Consider the following 17,726-nt stretch of genomic DNA (forward strand, 5'->3'; position numbering starts at 1 on the left):
TGTTAAGCGTCTGTAAACTGAATGCTCTACACTCACAGTTCACACCAAAACAGGGGAAATGCGATGTCGAAGATAAAAAGCTACGCAGCACCGCAGGCGGGTGCAGAACTTGAGCTGTACGAGTACGATGCGGGCGAACTAAAAGCGGAAGACGTCGAAGTACAGGTTGATTACTGCGGGATCTGCCACTCAGATCTCTCGATGATCGACAACGAATGGGGCTTCTCCAGCTATCCGCTGGTTGCCGGGCACGAAGTCATTGGCCGCGTCGTGGCGCTCGGCAGCGCCGCGCAGGACAAAGGGCTGAAAGTGGGCCAGCGCGTGGGCATCGGCTGGACGGCACGCAGCTGTGGCCACTGCGACGCCTGTATCAGCGGCAACCAGATCAACTGCCTTGAGGGCGCAGTGCCTACCATCCTGAACAAGGGCGGTTTCGCCGATAAACTGCGCGCCGACTGGCAATGGGTTATCCCGCTGCCGGACAGCATTGATATTGAATCCGCAGGTCCGCTGCTGTGCGGCGGTATTACCGTCTTTAAACCGCTGCTGATGCACCACGTGACCGCCACCAGCCGCGTGGGCGTGATCGGTATTGGCGGTCTGGGGCATATTGCCATCAAACTGCTGCACGCGATGGGCTGTGAGGTGACGGCGTTCAGCTCCAACCCGGCAAAAGAGCAGGAAGTGCTGGCGATGGGGGCCGATAAAGTCGTGAACAGTCGCGATCCGCAGGCGCTTACCGCACTGGCGGGTCAGTTTGATCTGATCATCAACACTGTGAACGTGGATCTCGACTGGCAACCGTACTTTGAAGCCCTGGCCTACGGCGGTAACTTCCACACCGTGGGTGCGGTGATGAAGCCGCTGCCTGTTCCGGCCTTTACCCTGATCGGCGGGGATCGCAGCGTGTCAGGCTCCGCGACCGGTACGCCATATGAGTTACGCAAGCTGATGAAGTTTGCCGGACGCACCAAAGTGGCACCGACTACCGAGCTGTACCCAATGTCAAAAATCAACGAAGCGATCCAGCACGTGCGCGACGGCAAAGCCCGCTACCGCGTGGTGTTGAAAGCGGATTTCTGATGTAAGTTTGCCGGGGAATGTGCGGCCTGATGCCCTCACCCCAACCCTCTCCCACAGGGAGAGGGCGCAAACACTAAAAACGGTAACGGTTGTTACCGTTTTGCATCTACCATGGTCTTAAACACTTCCGCCACCGCGACTGCCCCCGGATCCATCACCCCGTCCAGATTCTCTTTATTCACATACGACGAGCGCCCCGCGCCGGCTTTCGCCATTTTCGCCGTTGCTTCGGCGCCCTGCTGTGCGGCCTGGGCTGCCGCCTGAATGTTGCCTTTCTGTAATGCCTCCAGCGCCGGTTGCAGGGCGTCGATCAGCGTGCGATCCCCGAGATCGGCCCCGCCATACTGCTTCATCTGCGCCAGTCCGCTTAACAGTGCATCCGGCAGGGAGTGTCCGTCATGCAGCTTTTGCCCGGCCGCCGTAAAGAAGATCGACATCAGTACGCCGCTCGATCCGCCCATCACCGTCGCCAGCCGCTCACCCACCAGCACGAGTAATGTCGGCACATCGTTGAGGGGCAGGTTGTTCTCCTCAAGACGCTGCGCAATATCCCGCGCCCCTTGCGCAAAGGTAGAGCCCGTATCGCCATCGCCCACTTTGGCATCCAGCGCGTTAAGGCGATTTTCCAGCTGGATCAATGTCTTAGTTACCGAGGAGACTAACGCCCCCACCTGCGGATTGTCCGACGGGGTATATTCCACGCGGTCATGAAGAGCGCTATGTGGGACGGTACGCAGAGGCGCAAACGCGACGGGCTTCTGCCAGCCCAGGGTCTCGACCTCGGCGTGAATCGCCTTCTCGAAGAAGTCGTTGAGCTTTAACAGCGTCAGCGAAAAGCCTTTCATATCCAGCGCACTCACCAGTGGCGCGGGACCAATCAGGTAAGCGATCTCCGTTTTCAGCGCCGAATGCGCCAGCTCTTTGGTGAGCAGAGCCATCTCCAGCGCTGACACACCGCCGAGGTTGTTGATCAGCACCGCAAAGCGCCCGTCACCCGCCTGGGCTTTCAACGGCGTCACCAGCGTATCGATAATCGCCCTGCTGTTCTGCGTATCCACCACCGAGGCCCCCGGCTCGCCGTGAATGCCCAGCCCCAGCTCCACATGGCCTTGCTTAATACGCCCTTCTTCATCATCGCTACCCGGCAGGTTACAGGTTTGCATCGCAACCCCCAGGCTCCAGAGGTTATCGCAGGCCTGTTGCGCAATATCCCGCACGTCGGTTAGCGATTTCCCCTGCTCTGCCGCATATCCCGCAATCTTATGCACCAGCGCCGTTCCCGCGATACCGCGCGGCTGCTTGTTATCCGGCAGGGCGATATCATCCGCCACGATAACCATCTCCACCTTCAGGCCGTAGCGTTTGGCTTTTTCCGCGGCCAGGCCAAAGTTAAGACGGTCGCCGGTGTAGTTTTTCACAATCAGCAGGCAGCCACGGTCGCCCGTCACCGCCACAATGGCATTGAGGACCGCATCCACGCTTGGGGAGGCGAACAGATCGCCACACACCGCTGCGGTAAGCATGCCTTTACCTACGAACCCGGCATGTGCCGGTTCGTGGCCGGAGCCGCCACCGGAGATCACCGCTACGCGGCTTTTATCCCAGTCGCCGCGTGCCACCACGCGGATGGCCGGATCGATATCCAGTTTGACGAGATTACCGTGCGGCGCGGAGAGAAGTATGCCTTCAATGGCATCGTTGACAAGCTGTTTGCGGTCGTTAAAAAAGAATCTGGACATAGTTTCCCAAAATTTTGTTTACCGTATGCAAAAGCATAGTCCGCACTGGATAATGCGCCGCAAAGTGAGGAATTTACGCAGACATTTTGCCGTCAGGTTGCCTATACTCCACCCAGGACTACGAGAGGACGTGCATCATGAGTACACCATTGTTAATCGCCCGGACGCTGGAAAAAGAGTTGTTTTTACTGCCTGGGATGGCGAACCGTCATGGCCTGATCACCGGCGCGACCGGGACGGGAAAAACCGTCACCCTGCAAAAGCTGGCTGAGTCGTTGTCAGAGATTGGCGTGCCGGTGTTTATGGCTGACGTGAAGGGCGATTTAACCGGGGTGGCTCAGGAAGGTGCAGCATCAGAAAAACTGCTCGAGCGCCTGAAAAATATCGGCATCACAGACTGGACGCCGCACGGTAATCCGGTAGTGGCTTGGGACATCTTCGGCGAAAAAGGGCACCCGGTGCGCGCCACCGTCTCCGATCTCGGCCCCTTGCTGCTGGCCCGTCTGCTTAACCTTAACGATGTGCAGTCCGGGGTGCTGAACATTATCTTCCGTATCGCCGACGATCAGGGGCTGCTGCTGCTCGACTTCAAAGATCTGCGCGCCATCACCCAGTATATTGGCGATAACGCGAAATCCTTCCAGAACCAGTACGGCAATATCAGCAGCGCCTCGGTGGGCGCCATTCAGCGCGGACTCCTGACGCTGGAGCAACAGGGAGCCGAACACTTCTTCGGCGAGCCGATGCTGGATATTAAAGACTGGATGCGCACCGACAGCAGCGGCAAAGGCATCATCAACATTCTGAGCGCAGAGAAGCTCTACCAGATGCCGAAGCTTTACGCCGCCAGCCTGCTGTGGATGCTCTCTGAACTGTACGAACAACTGCCGGAAGCAGGCGATCTGGAAAAACCCAAACTGGTGTTCTTCTTCGACGAAGCGCATCTGCTGTTTAACGACGCGCCGCAGGTGCTGCTGGATAAAATTGAACAGGTTATCCGTCTGATCCGCTCCAAAGGCGTCGGTGTCTGGTTTGTGTCGCAAAACCCGTCGGATATTCCTGACAACGTGCTGGGGCAGCTGGGTAACCGCGTGCAGCACGCCCTGCGTGCCTTTACGCCGAAAGATCAGAAAGCGGTGAAAGCCGCGGCGCAAACCATGCGTGCCAATCCGGCCTTTGATACCGAAACCGCCATTCAGGCGCTGGGCACCGGTGAAGCGCTGATTTCTTTCCTGGATGCCAAAGGCAGCCCGACAGTTGTCGAGCGCGCGATGGTGATTGCGCCCTGCTCGCGTATGGGGCCAGTAACGGACGATGAACGCAACGGCCTGATTAACCACTCCCCGGTGTACGGGAAGTATGAAGACGAGGTGGATCGCGAATCCGCGTTCGAGATGCTGCAAAAAGGGGTGCAGGCAACTGCGGAATCACAGGATGCGCCTGCCGCCAAAGGGCAAACTGTTGCCGTGGATGACGGCATTCTCGGCGGGCTGAAAGATATTCTGTTCGGCAGTACCGGGCCACGCGGCGGCAAGCGCGATGGCGTGGTGCAGACCATGGCAAAAAGCGCGACACGACAGATTACTAATCAGATTGTACGCGGCATGCTGGGAAGTCTGCTAGGCGGCCGTCGCCGGTAGCGGGGAAACCCACGGGCGGCCAAGCGCTGACCCCTGCACACCGTGTTCATGCAGATAACGGTCAATTTCTACCATTCCCGTCCAGCGATTCTCGCACCAGAGCGGTGCCAGAAGCGTTGGGCGGCGGGCGCTGGCCGAGATGCGGTGGTAAACAATCTCCGGCGGCGTATGGCGAATCATCTCCCCCGCCGTCACCGTATAGTCGTCGAGTGCGATACCACTTAACCGCCCCGCTTCCCAGGCTTTCGCCATTATGCTGCCCTTCACGATATGCAGAGGGTGCAGCTTAATACCGTCCACGCCGGTCTCAACGACTTTTTCCAGCGTGTCCAGACCGTGCTGCCGCCCTTCTCCCGGCAAGCCGACAATCAGATGCGAGCAGACTTTTAATCCACGCTCGCGGGCGAGACGCGTGGTGCGCTGGTAACAGGCGAAATCATGTCCGCGATTGATACGGTGGAGGGTTTTGTCATGCGCGGTCTGCAAGCCCAGTTCCAGCCAGATCTCATAGCCCTTCTCTTTGTACTCGCTCAGTAAATCCAGCACTGCGTCAGGCACGCAGTCCGGACGCGTCCCCACGCACAGCCCGACAATGTTCGCTTGAGCAACCGCCTGTTGGTACATAGCGCGCAGTACCTGTACCTCTGCCCATGTGCTGGTGTAAGCCTGAAAATAGGCCAGATACTGCTTCGCACGGTTCACGAGGCTGGCCTGATGCGCGAGCTGCTCTGCGATGGATTTATGCTGCTGGGCTTCGTCAGCAAACGAGGCCACGTTGCAGAACGTACAGCCGCCACGCCCGATGGTGCCGTCGCGATTCGGGCAGCTAAAGCCGCCGTGCAGCGTCAGCTTATGAACCTTTTGCCCGTAGCGCTGCAAAAGATCCCCACCAAACATATTGACTAATTTCTGTAACTGCATAATCTGATAGACCGTCCCGAAGAAAGGGGACAAGCCTGCCATTTTTAGCCTCTGTCGGCGATGACCTGGATCAATCGCCCTGGACGGCCTTTATCTATATGAATAAATACTCAAGATTACTGCGATTTCATTCACGCCATCTGTGATTACTTTTCCTTATGTTCTGATTGTTTTTTTCATTTATAGCGGCATCACTGAAAAACAGTGATTTTATTCGGGTTTGAATGCATCACCAGATTATTATTCTGCTATAAATCAGCATTTCAGCACGCTGCATCGATAATACCGCTTTCATATAGTGAGTCAGATCACACTCCTTCGCGGTTTCCCTGGCCTTTAGATGGTTGTAAAAATAGTTAAATATCCTTTTTAAACAATGAGATAAGTACTCTTTAGCACATTTTTATATAAATAAGATTGCCATTTGACCTGTGTGCTAATTCCCGATAAGTTGGAAATCCGCTGGAAGCTTTCTGGATGAGCGGCCTGCTCATCATATTTATGCAGTAATTGAGATTCCCTCTGAAGCAAGTCCTCAAACTTGTTTACCTGCGCGAAAGGATGAAAAAGAGGGCGAATGCGAGGTCCGCGTATGAAACGCCAACCCCGTCGCCATGCTCTTTCTGTGCCTGTGCGCCACGGTAAAGTTCAGTGGGAAGCCCGACGAGCCTGGGGAGGTTCACTGATATGTTGTACGATAAATCCCTTGAGAAGGATAACTGTGGTTTCGGCCTGATCGCCCACATAGAAGGCGAACCTAGCCACAAGGTAGTGCGTACTGCTATTCACGCACTGGCCCGTATGCAGCACCGTGGCGCCATCCTTGCCGATGGTAAAACCGGCGACGGTTGCGGCCTGCTGCTGCAAAAACCGGATCGTTTCTTCCGCATCGTGGCGGAAGAGCGCGGCTGGCGTTTAGCCAAAAACTACGCTGTCGGCATGCTGTTCCTGAATCAGGATCCTGAAAAGGCTGCCGCTTCACGCCGCATTGTTGAAGAAGAACTTCAGCGTGAAACCCTGTCGATTGTCGGCTGGCGCGATGTGCCAACCAACGAAGGGGTGCTCGGTGAAATCGCCCTCTCCTCGCTGCCTCGTATTGAACAGATTTTTGTTAACGCGCCTGCGGGCTGGCGTCCGCGCGATATGGAACGCCGTCTGTTCATCGCCCGTCGCCGCATTGAAAAACGTCTCCAGGACGATAAAGAGTTTTACGTTTGTAGCCTCTCTAACCTGGTGAACATCTATAAAGGTCTGTGTATGCCGGCTGACCTGCCGCGCTTCTACCTGGACCTGGCGGACCTGCGTCTGGAATCGGCCATTTGCCTGTTCCACCAGCGCTTCTCCACCAACACCGTTCCACGCTGGCCGCTGGCTCAGCCGTTCCGCTACCTGGCACATAACGGCGAGATCAACACCATCACCGGTAACCGCCAGTGGGCCCGCGCCCGTACTTATAAGTTCCAGACGCCACTGATCCCGGACCTGCACGATGCCGCACCGTTCGTGAACGAAACCGGCTCGGACTCCAGCTCAATGGATAACATGCTGGAACTGCTGCTGGCGGGCGGGATGGATATCGTGCGCGCCATGCGTCTGCTGGTACCACCGGCCTGGCAGAACAACCCGGATATGGACCCGGAGCTGCGCGCCTTCTTCGACTTTAACTCCATGCACATGGAGCCGTGGGATGGCCCGGCAGGCATCGTCATGTCCGACGGTCGTTTCGCCGCCTGTAACCTGGACCGTAACGGTCTGCGTCCCGCGCGCTACGTTATCACCAAAGACAAGCTCATCACCTGCGCCTCTGAAGTCGGTATCTGGGATTACCAGCCAGACGAAGTGGTCGAGAAAGGCCGCGTCGGTCCGGGCGAGCTGATGGTGATCGATACCCGCGGCGGCCGTATTCTGCACTCCGCCGAAACCGACAACGATCTGAAAAGCCGCCATCCGTACAAAGAGTGGATGGCGAAAAACGTGCGCCGTCTGGTGCCGTTTGAAGATCTGCCGGACGAAGAAGTGGGCAGCCGCGAGATGGATGATGACACCCTCGCGAGCTTCCAGAAACAGTTTAACTACAGCGCGGAAGAGCTGGACTCGGTTATTCGCGTGCTCGGGGAAAACGGCCAGGAAGCGGTCGGCTCCATGGGTGACGATACCCCGTTTGCCGTGCTCTCCAGCCAGCCACGCATTATTTACGACTATTTCCGTCAGCAGTTCGCGCAGGTCACCAACCCGCCAATCGATCCGCTGCGCGAAGCACACGTCATGTCGCTGGCCACCAGCATCGGGCGTGAAATGAACGTCTTCTGTGAAGCCGAAGGCCAGGCGCACCGTCTGACCTTTAAATCACCGATCCTGCTGTACTCCGATTTCAAACAGCTCACCACCATGACCGAGGAGCACTATCGCGCCGACACGCTCGATATCACCTTCGACGTGACCGAAACAAGCCTCGAAGAGACGGTGAACGCGCTGTGCGATAAAGCCGAGCAGATGGTGCGTAACGGCACCGTTCTGCTGGTGCTGTCTGACCGCAACATTGCGAAAAACCGTCTGCCTGTGCCTGCGCCAATGGCGGTGGGTGCTATCCAGACGCGTCTGGTCGACAAGAGCCTGCGCTGCGATGCCAACATCATCGTTGAAACCGCGAGCGCGCGCGATCCGCATCACTTTGCGGTGCTGTTAGGCTTCGGCGCGACGGCGATCTACCCGTACCTGGCCTACGAAACGCTGGCCCGTCTGGTGGATACCCGCGCGATCGACAAAGACTACCGCGCCGTGATGCTGAACTACCGTAACGGCATCAACAAAGGCCTGTATAAGATCATGTCCAAAATGGGCATCTCGACCATCGCCTCTTACCGCTGCTCGAAGCTGTTTGAAGCGGTCGGGCTGCACGACGAGGTCGCCAATCTCTGCTTCCAGGGCGTGGTCAGCCGCATCGGTGGCGCCGGTTTTGCTGACTTCCAGCAGGATCTGGTGAACCTGTCGAAACGCGCCTGGCTGGCACGTAAGCCGCTGGAACAGGGCGGCCTGCTTAAATACGTCCACGGGGGCGAGTATCACGCTTATAACCCGGACGTGGTGCGCACGCTGCAACAGGCGGTGCAGAGCGGCGAGTACAGCGATTATCAGCAGTATGCTGAGCTGGTGAACAACCGTCCGGCGGCGACGCTGCGCGACCTTATCGCGCTGAATCCGGGTGACGAGGCTGTCAGCATCGACGACGTAGAGCCTGCGTCTGAGCTGTTCAAACGCTTCGACACCGCGGCGATGTCCATCGGCGCGCTGAGCCCGGAAGCGCACGAAGCGCTGGCGGAAGCCATGAACAGCATCGGCGGCAACTCTAACTCCGGCGAAGGCGGTGAAGATCCGGCCCGCTACGGCACTAACAAAGTATCCCGAATCAAGCAGGTGGCGTCCGGTCGCTTCGGCGTAACGCCTGCGTACCTGGTTAACGCCGACGTGATCCAGATTAAGGTCGCGCAGGGCGCTAAACCGGGCGAAGGCGGTCAGTTACCGGGTGATAAAGTGACGCCGTATATCGCCAAACTGCGCTACTCGGTGCCGGGCGTGACGCTGATCTCCCCGCCGCCGCACCACGATATCTACTCTATCGAGGACTTAGCGCAGCTGATTTTCGACCTGAAACAGGTCAACCCGAAAGCGATGATCTCCGTGAAGCTGGTTTCCGAACCGGGCGTTGGCACCATTGCCACCGGCGTGGCGAAAGCCTATGCGGATCTGATCACCATCGCCGGTTATGACGGCGGCACCGGCGCAAGCCCGCTCTCCTCCGTGAAATACGCGGGTTGTCCGTGGGAGCTTGGTCTGGTGGAAACCCAGCAGGCGCTGGTCGCTAACGGCCTGCGTCACAAGATCCGCTTGCAGGTGGATGGCGGGCTGAAAACCGGCCTCGACATCATCAAAGCGGCGATTCTGGGTGCGGAAAGCTTCGGCTTCGGTACCGGCCCGATGGTTGCGCTCGGCTGTAAATACCTGCGTATTTGCCACCTGAACAACTGCGCAACGGGCGTTGCTACCCAGGACGAGAAGCTGCGTAAGAATCACTATCACGGCCTGCCGTTTAAAGTGACTAACTACTTTGACTTCATCGCCCGTGAAACCCGCGAGCTGATGGCGCAGTTGGGCGTGAAACGTCTGGTGGATCTCATTGGTCGTACCGACCTGCTGAAAGAACTGGAGGGCTTCACGGCCAAGCAGCAGAAGCTGGAGCTGTCTAAGCTGCTGGAAACCGCTCAGCCTCATCCTGGCAAAGCGGTTTACTGCACCGAGAACAACCCGCCGTTCGACAACGGCGTGCTGAACGCGCAGCTGCTGCAACAGGCGAAGCCGTATGTGGATGAGAAGCAGAGCAAAACGTTCTGGTTTGATATCCGCAACACCGACCGTTCAGTCGGCGCGTCCCTCTCCGGTTACATCGCGCAAACGCACGGTGATCAGGGGCTGGCGTCGGATCCGATTACCGCGCACTTCAGCGGTACCGCAGGTCAGAGCTTCGGCGTGTGGAACGCTGGCGGGGTTGAGTTATACCTGACCGGCGATGCCAACGACTACGTCGGAAAAGGCATGGCGGGCGGTCTGCTGGCGGTGCGTCCTCCGGTCGGCTCGGCCTTCCGCAGCCATGAAGCGAGCATCATCGGCAACACCTGTCTGTACGGCGCGACCGGCGGACGTCTGTTTGCCGCGGGCCGTGCAGGCGAGCGTTTTGCGGTACGTAACTCCGGCGCCATCACCGTGGTGGAAGGCATCGGCGATAACGGCTGCGAATACATGACGGGCGGAATTGTGTGCGTCCTGGGGAAAACCGGCGTGAACTTTGGCGCGGGCATGACGGGCGGTTTTGCCTACGTCCTGGATGAAGACGGTGAGTTCCGCAAACGCGTGAACCCGGAACTGGTGGAAGTGCTGGACGTTGATTCGCTGGCCATTCACGAAGAACACCTGCGCGGTTTGATTACCGAACACGTGCAGCATACCGGTTCTTCGCGCGGCGAAGAGATCCTGGCGAACTGGCCGGCGTTCTCTGCGAAATTCGCGCTGGTTAAGCCGAAGTCCAGCGATGTTAAAGCCCTGTTGGGTCACCGTAGTCGTAGCGCAGCAGAGCTGCGTGTGCAGGCGCAGTAAGGAATTCAGATGAGCCAGAACGTTTACCAGTTTATCGACCTTCAGCGTGTTGATCCGCCAAAGAAACCGCTGAAGATCCGTAAAATTGAATTTGTTGAAATCTATGAGCCGTTTTCAGAAGGCCAGGCCAAAGCACAGGCAGACCGCTGCCTGTCCTGCGGTAACCCTTACTGTGAATGGAAGTGTCCGGTCCATAACTACATTCCGAACTGGCTGAAGCTGGCCAACGAAGGGCGTATTTTTGAAGCCGCCGAGCTGTCTCACCAGACCAACACCCTGCCGGAAGTGTGCGGCCGCGTGTGTCCTCAGGACCGTCTGTGCGAAGGCTCCTGTACGCTGAACGACGAGTTTGGCGCGGTGACCATCGGCAACATTGAGCGCTATATCAACGATAAAGCCTTCGAAATGGGCTGGCGTCCGGATATGACCGGCGTACGTCAAACCGACAAGCGCGTGGCGATTATCGGCGCGGGTCCGGCAGGCCTGGCCTGTGCGGACGTGCTGACCCGTAACGGCGTGAAGGCGGTGGTCTTCGATCGCCACCCGGAAATCGGCGGTCTGCTGACCTTCGGTATTCCGGCCTTTAAGCTGGAAAAAGAGGTGATGACCCGCCGCCGCGAAATCTTCACCGGCATGGGCATTGAGTTCAAGCTGAACGTGGAAGTAGGTCGCGATGTGCAGCTTGACGATCTGCTGAAGGATTACGACGCCGTGTTCCTGGGCGTAGGCACTTATCAGTCCATGCGCGGTGGTCTGGAAAACGAAGATGCGCCAGGCGTGTACGATGCGCTGCCGTTCCTGATTGCGAATACCAAACAGCTGATGGGCTACGGCGAAACGGCCGATGAGCCGTTCGTTAGCATGGAAGGCAAACGCGTGGTGGTGCTGGGCGGCGGTGATACCGCGATGGACTGTGTGCGTACGTCTATTCGTCAGAACGCGGCGCACGTCATCTGTGCCTATCGTCGTGACGAAGAGAACATGCCTGGCTCTAAGCGCGAAGTGAAAAACGCGCGTGAAGAGGGCGTGGAGTTCCAGTTCAACATCCAGCCTCTGGGTATTGAAGTGAATGCCAACGGTAAAGTGAGCGGCGTGAAGATGGCGCGTACGGAGATGGGTGCGCCGGATGCGAAAGGCCGTCGTCGCGCGGAGATCGTTGCCGGTTCTGAACACGTGATCCCGGCTGACGCCGTAGTGATGGCGTTTGGTTTCCGTCCTCACAGTATGGAATGGCTGGCGAAGCACAGCGTCGAGCTGGATTCGCAGGGCCGCGTGATTGCGCCGGAAGGCAGCGATAACGCGTTCCAGACCAGTAACCCGAAAATTTTCGCCGGTGGTGATATCGTTCGCGGTTCTGACCTGGTGGTCACGGCGATTGCCGAAGGCCGTAAAGCCGCTGAAGGGATTATGAACTTCCTGGAAGTGTAAGAGATAAGCCGGATGGTGCAGACCATCCGGCTTTTTAACGCGGCTAACAACGGACTGAATATCGTTAGCGGTGCCAGGCCTTATAACGCTACCGCGTCATATGGCGAAACATTATTTCGTAATGATTTTCCAGCTCAGATCGCTTTCCAGTTGCGTAATGTCCGCAGTGTTTCTGAATGCGTTATCTCTCAGGACGGGGAAAACCGTCACCCTGAAGCTCATCTGCTGAACTAAAGGAACCTGGTTGTTCTCTACCGCCACTACGGTTTCGTTATTTCTCAAATATAACGACTGTTCACCATCACTCTCAGGCGTTAAGTTAACCTGGTCGCCTGTTTTACCCACATTGTAATTTTTACCATCAACGATCATGTTGTCGATTTTGATCGCGACCCCGCCCTTTTCACCAAAGAGAAAACGACCTTTTTCGCCGGATGCCCCCTGGAGCAGCACGCCGATCTGGTGTTTTTCGGGGCAGTAAACATTCACATTGACTTCGCGCTCCGGCATTTTGTGCCAGTCCTGCTGCGTCGTGACAATGTTTTCACGCTGTAGTTGGTGGTAATCCACCACGGACTGCGAGAGGGTTATCTGACAGTCCTCGGCAAACGCCATCGCGGGTAAACAGAACGCCAACAGCCCGGCGAGTGTCATTTTTCGCTGAAATCTCATCGGCATACTCCGTTCACTTCCTCATAGAATGCGTCTTCATCTCGCTTATCACTGAGGGTGAAATCGATCTGACACAGTTGTTTGTTGTTGTCGTCCATCGCATATAGCGCGTCAAGCTGATCGGCATCGTTCAGGAAGACGTGACCGTCATCTACGGTGGTCACGATGTAGTGACCTTTGCCGTCAACAATCGAAATACCTTTTGCCAATGGTGTGCCATCGGTACGCTTCACACGCAACATTACACGACGACTGTTGAGCACTTTAAAGGTCACTTCACTGACAGATGCATGCCCCGCAGCCACGTATTTGGTCCCGTTCGCGAGAGTCATACTTTGAGGCAGTTTGTTCGCATCAACTTCAAGACGAGAGTTACGCCATTCAATCAGCCCCGGCACCACGGCTTGTCCCCAGCGATCCGTCCAGACGGTTCCCTGTGGGGTAGAAATCTCTATCCCGCTCTTAGGCTCGCTCACTTTGGCAATCGCAAAAGTGTCTTTGATGGTATACGGCGAGAAAGTCACGCCATCTTTATGCATCGCGATCCCACCAGACAGCGAGGCATTATAGTTGCGGTTGTTATTACCGCTGGTGCCGCCGCCCAGGCCAAGCTGGGTATAGTGCAGGTTCGTCGTGATATTTCCGTTAAAGCTGTTTTCGTGAGATTCATCATCGCGGTCAGCAGAGATGTAGTAATTGGTGTTATCACCAATGCCTCCGCTGTTCGCAACGCCATAGCTGGTGCTGTCACCCTGCTTACGCATATAGGTGCTCAGGCTTTGTGAACCGCCGAGAGGAATACTCACATTGATATAGAGCAGGTCATCATCCTGTTCATCATCACTATCATTGTTCCCTACCGAAGTCTGCCAGTTCACGTTCACAGAGGCGTATTTGAAGGTTTTACCCCATGTCAGCAACAGGTAGCGTGAGTCAGGCTCATCACCAGCGCTCTGGTTGTAGTTAAACCCGGCGCTGAAAGCGCCCGCCATTTCAGTCGAGAAGCTGATATTGCCTGAATAGACGTTATCGCTGGCTTCAAAATCATCGTCCATTGCTTCGGTCAATTCACGGTAGCCGCCGCTGTAATGCGTCGCGCTTGCAGAGAGTCCGAAGTTTTCGCCCAGCGCCAAATCACTCTGCAATTCCGTCTTCAGGCCGCTGTTGCTGTCGCCAAATTTCGATTTACTGGCTGCGGCACTCGTTGAAATCCCCCAGCGATCGGTTAACCTAAACTCGGTTCTGCCGCCTACGGCTTGATAGTCTTCCGCTGCCGCACCGGACGCCATGAAGTTCATCCATGGCAGGATCCGCCAGCCATCAGAAACGTTCACGACCATCGGATCATCATAATCACTTTCAATGTCGCGCACCTGACCGGCTGAGATTGTCAGACCTTGCGGACGCGACAGTTGCTGCGATCTCACCGACGCGGCAGGCACGATAAAGTGGCTGCTGGAGCCATCCGTCTCGACCACGGTGACATCCAGGTCCACATTGCTACGGACCATTGGCACATCGTCCAGCTTGAAGGGACCGGCTGGCACTAACGTACTGAAAATAACCTGCCCGCTTTGACGAATCTCAACGCGGGCTTGCGGGGTACGTGCGATGCCGGAGACACTCACGCCACTGCCCTGCTTTTGCAAGCCAGTCGTGGGCATCAACTGAACGCCCAAAATGGGGGCACCGCTCAGTACCTGCGATGAGGCGTTAATTTCACCGACCTGCATGGTCAGACGCTGAGGCACAAACACATGCTCGGCGTAGGTGTAGATGCTCTCTGCATTCCTTTTCCCCTGATCATCCGTCAGGATATAACGGCTGCGCAGCGACCAGTCCAGAGCATTAAAACCTGCCTCCAGACTCGCCTGCGAGTATCGATTGCTTTCGCTGCTACCGTATTCATTACGGGTGCTAAACAGGGAATAATTCAGGAGTCCAGCGGTTCCCCCGTGCTGGAAGTTTTTAACGTCCGCCGTCAGGCTGTTAATGGCTTCCTGAGGTAAAAACAGTTCCACCGCTTCCTGGTTAGGCAGTGAGTTAACAACGGCCTGCGCATAATCGCTGCGAATATCGTGGCACGTTTCACTGGCTTTTAATGGAACAGGCATGATGCCTGCAAATTCAAGAAAATCATTATCAATACACAGTACACCCTCTTCATTGAAGCGTACTGCCGCGGTGCCACGACCTTTGCCATTCACTTTAATCTGTACGGAGTGAGTACCCGGGAGGAAGCGCGGGGCTTCTGCAAAGTAATGGTTGAGATCCATGCTTAAACCACGGGATTTAATGATCCCCGTGTCAAACGTCACTTCCCTCGCCTGGAGGGAAGTTGAATTCAGTAATACCAGAGGCAGCGTGCCGCAAAGGATGGCGCGGACACAAAGTGCAAGGCGGCTTTTTTTACACACCGTCATATCCCTATTTTATTTATTCAAGTCCGAAATAAAGCTTGGTACTTCAACCCCATAGCGGCTTGCTGGGAAAAACTTCACCTTGTTATCACTCACCGGCGTTTTATCTAAAGTCGTGGTGAGCGTTTCACCCGGCAGGATGTAGGTTTTAGACAGCGAGCCAGCCGCACCCGAGGGCTGAGTTACCACTTTTTGCGCCAGACGAACGACGTATTTGCTCGGGTTGTTGACCTTCAGTGATTTGCCGTTGGCACTCCACTTCAGCTCTTTCCAGGCGTCCGTCACAACCGCGAGTGATTTTGGACGGATAAGCACGGGAATATCCTGGCGGATGTTAATACCAATTTTTATTTTTTTATCATCGCTTTTTGGCGGAATGCCTTCAAAAGTGACACGTTTATAATGCTCGACGCTCAGAGGCTCTTTTGTCTGCAATATAAAACGAAGCTGCTGGGTTTGCCCCGGCTCCAGACGAACAACAGGCTGCGTAGCAATCAGCTTCAACCCTTTATCGTCAGGAAGGTCCACGACATTGGTATACAGCAGTGACGGAAAGCTATCCGTATTTTTGACGTTAATGATTCCACTGTGCGTTGCTTCGTCAATAACGAGCAGACTGGTTTCGGGAACCATCCCGGCGGCATGCCCAGAAAATTGCACTGAGAATAATGCAGCAGTAATTAATGTGTTTAATAATACACTTTTAAAGCATGACATATGAATAAATCCTTAGAAGCGACAACAATACAATCCATGTCTATCGTGCTGTTAAAAAGAGAATAAACGCATGATTTATTTACTCTCTGGGTTTATTTAACCCACGTTATTTAACTGTACCGCAATCCACTACGCCACCGCGGCCTGGTAGGCCTACTGACATTTCAGTGCTGGGGTATCTGGAGTTCATGTAGAAACAACGCAAGGAGACTAAGCCGAGGCGAGTAAAACCTTTTTCACCTGTTATTCCTTAACATATGCGAATATTATGCTGGTACAGATGTGTCAATAATCGATGACAGCCTCCAGCATTGGTTATCATAATATTATTTTTATAAATACATGCAATTTAGCATTATTAATTAATAAATTAAGAACCACTCATAAGATATGGCATAACTATAAAATCAGAAGTTTCAATGAAAAAAATGGATTATATTATTCACAAAAGTTATGAGTTTGCGCTTCAAATTTTCATTTTAATGTGTTCGAAATAAAAAAACATATGCATTATCAATTACAAAATAAAAACCCGGGCAAAATTTTCCCAAAAAAAAACCAGCCAGGTAATGTTAACTGTCTGGTTTATAACGAAGCTGAATCTATTTAACGACGCGTAGCGCCGGGCGCCCCCCACGCGGTGGTGGGTCGTCATCCGGATCGTTATCGTCGGCATGGTCCGGCTTATCACCATCAATAATGGACATGACCGTTTCACTTTCTGAATCGGGTGCTGACTCATCATCGTTCAGGCTGGCAACATCTTCATCATAAGCCGCTTCCGGCTCGAACATGGTGCCGGCACCGTTTTCACGGGCGTAGATGGCCAGTACCGCTGCCAGCGGAACGGAAACCTGACGCGGCACACCGCCAAAACGCGCGTTGAAGCGCACTTCGTCGTTTGCCAGTTCCAGGTTGCCCACCGCACGCGGCGCAATGTTCAGTACAATCTGTCCATCACGTGCGTATTCCATCGGCACCAGCACGCCCGGCAACGTCACATCCACAACCAGGTGCGGCGTGAGCTGGTTATCCAGCAGCCATTCATAGAAGGCGCGCAGCAGATACGGACGGCGTGGTGAAAGTTGTGACATTTCCACAGTCATTAGCCTCGGCCGAGACGCATTTCACGTTCCGGTTCAGTTAAGGATGCCAGGAAAGAGTCGCGTTCAAAGACGCGAGTCATGTAGCCTTTCAGCTCTTTCGCGCCAGGGCCGCTGAACTCTACGCCCAGGGTTGGCAGACGCCACAGCAACGGAGCCAGGTAGCAATCCACCAGGCTGAATTCGTCGCTCAGGAAGAAAGGTTTTTGACCAAATACCGGCGCAATCGCCAGCAGCTCTTCACGCAGCTGCTTACGCGCAGCATCCGCTTCTGAAGAGGAGCCGGTGACGATAACGTTCATCAGCGAGTACCAGTCTTTCTCGATACGCTGCATGTACAGGCGGCTTTCACCACGCGCAACAGGATAAACAGGCATCAGTGGCGGATGCGGGAAACGCTCATCCAGGTATTCCATAATGATACGGGATTCCCACAGGGTCAGCTCGCGATCCACCAGCGTCGGTACGCTTTGGCTCGGGTTGAGATCGATCAGATCCTGAGGCGGGTTATCCTTTTCCACATGCTCGATCTCAAAACTGACACCTTTCTCGGCCAGCACGATACGAACCTGATGGCTATAAATGTCAGTAGGACCAGAAAACAGCGTCATTACCGAACGTTTGTTGGCAGCGACAGCCATGAAAACCTCCAGGTATATTCAGAATTTTTACTGCTACCAGCCCAACGGGGCCAGCCAGATGATGTATCGCCCATCCCAGAGAAGACACATTGTTCAAGAATCGAACAAAAATCGAGTATTCACCGATATTTGGGCAGAAAATTGGATGATAGTTTACCAGATTTTGATGGCTTTGTGGTGAGGGGATTCCGGAAATGTGGAAAAAGAGAAGATA

At 55.2% G+C, this 17,726-nt stretch carries 11 protein-coding genes; 4 read left to right on the plus strand and 7 right to left on the minus strand.

Going from position 1 to position 17,726, the window contains the following annotated elements; genetic code table 11:
* Positions 1-63: 63 nt before the first annotated feature.
* Positions 64-1,083, plus strand: coding sequence for an NADPH-dependent aldehyde reductase Ahr (ahr, locus tag ACOTX7_RS08240; protein WP_006812143.1), 1,020 nt, complete (start codon positions 64-66; stop codon positions 1,081-1,083).
* 92 nt (positions 1,084-1,175) lie between these two features.
* Here the strand turns inward: ahr and ACOTX7_RS08245 are convergent, their stop codons facing one another.
* Positions 1,176-2,822, minus strand: a complete 1,647-nt coding sequence (locus ACOTX7_RS08245) for a dihydroxyacetone kinase subunit DhaK (protein WP_047354104.1) — start codon at positions 2,820-2,822, stop codon at positions 1,176-1,178.
* Positions 2,823-2,959: 137 nt separating this feature from the next.
* Here ACOTX7_RS08245 and ACOTX7_RS08250 point away from each other — a divergent pair, with 137 nt between their 5' ends.
* A complete protein-coding gene (locus tag ACOTX7_RS08250; protein ID WP_205921364.1) occupies positions 2,960-4,462 on the plus strand; it encodes a helicase HerA-like C-terminal domain-containing protein in 1,503 nt (500 codons plus the stop codon).
* Here the strand turns inward: ACOTX7_RS08250 and ACOTX7_RS08255 are convergent.
* Positions 4,442-5,383 carry a TIGR01212 family radical SAM protein gene (locus ACOTX7_RS08255; protein WP_102765803.1) on the minus strand — a complete coding sequence of 314 codons (942 nt, stop codon included), beginning with the start codon at positions 5,381-5,383 and terminating at the stop codon, positions 4,442-4,444. The genes ACOTX7_RS08250 and ACOTX7_RS08255 overlap by 21 nt on opposite strands.
* A 687-nt stretch (positions 5,384-6,070) precedes the next feature.
* Between ACOTX7_RS08255 and gltB the strand changes: the two genes are divergently transcribed.
* Positions 6,071-10,531 (plus strand): glutamate synthase large subunit, encoded by a 4,461-nt coding sequence (gene gltB, locus ACOTX7_RS08260; protein WP_047354101.1) that lies wholly within the window; start codon positions 6,071-6,073, stop codon positions 10,529-10,531.
* Between the two features lie 9 nt (positions 10,532-10,540).
* Positions 10,541-11,959 carry a glutamate synthase small subunit gene (gene gltD / locus ACOTX7_RS08265; RefSeq protein ID WP_205921362.1) on the plus strand — a complete coding sequence of 473 codons (1,419 nt, stop codon included), beginning with the start codon at positions 10,541-10,543 and terminating at the stop codon, positions 11,957-11,959.
* A 111-nt stretch (positions 11,960-12,070) separates the two neighbouring features.
* Here gltD and ACOTX7_RS08270 read toward each other — a convergent pair whose 3' ends face one another.
* The 5 genes from ACOTX7_RS08270 to sspA form a co-directional block, all read right to left on the minus strand.
* Entirely contained in the window at positions 12,071-12,631 is a 561-nt protein-coding gene (locus tag ACOTX7_RS08270) for a hypothetical protein (RefSeq protein ID WP_260630829.1), read from the minus strand.
* A complete protein-coding gene (locus ACOTX7_RS08275; protein ID WP_221813312.1) occupies positions 12,628-15,054 on the minus strand; it encodes a fimbrial biogenesis outer membrane usher protein in 2,427 nt (808 codons plus the stop codon). The genes ACOTX7_RS08270 and ACOTX7_RS08275 overlap by 4 nt, the downstream gene beginning before the upstream one ends.
* Before the next feature lie 9 nt (positions 15,055-15,063).
* The gene (locus ACOTX7_RS08280) at positions 15,064-15,768 is read right to left on the minus strand and encodes a fimbria/pilus chaperone family protein (RefSeq protein ID WP_006812152.1); all 705 of its coding nucleotides are present in this window, start codon (positions 15,766-15,768) and stop codon (positions 15,064-15,066) included.
* 602 nt (positions 15,769-16,370) lie between these two features.
* Positions 16,371-16,868: a ClpXP protease specificity-enhancing factor gene (sspB, locus tag ACOTX7_RS08285; RefSeq protein ID WP_032674148.1), complete on the minus strand. Its 498-nt coding sequence runs from the start codon at positions 16,866-16,868 to the stop codon at positions 16,371-16,373.
* 5 nt (positions 16,869-16,873) lie between these two features.
* Positions 16,874-17,512 carry a stringent starvation protein SspA gene (gene sspA / locus ACOTX7_RS08290; RefSeq protein ID WP_006812155.1) on the minus strand — a complete coding sequence of 213 codons (639 nt, stop codon included), beginning with the start codon at positions 17,510-17,512 and terminating at the stop codon, positions 16,874-16,876.
* Between the last annotated feature and the right edge of the window lie 214 nt (positions 17,513-17,726).

Origin of the sequence: Enterobacter cloacae complex sp. IR5418, from assembly GCF_049238105.1 — a bacterium.
Classification (GTDB): domain Bacteria; phylum Pseudomonadota; class Gammaproteobacteria; order Enterobacterales; family Enterobacteriaceae; genus Enterobacter; species Enterobacter hormaechei.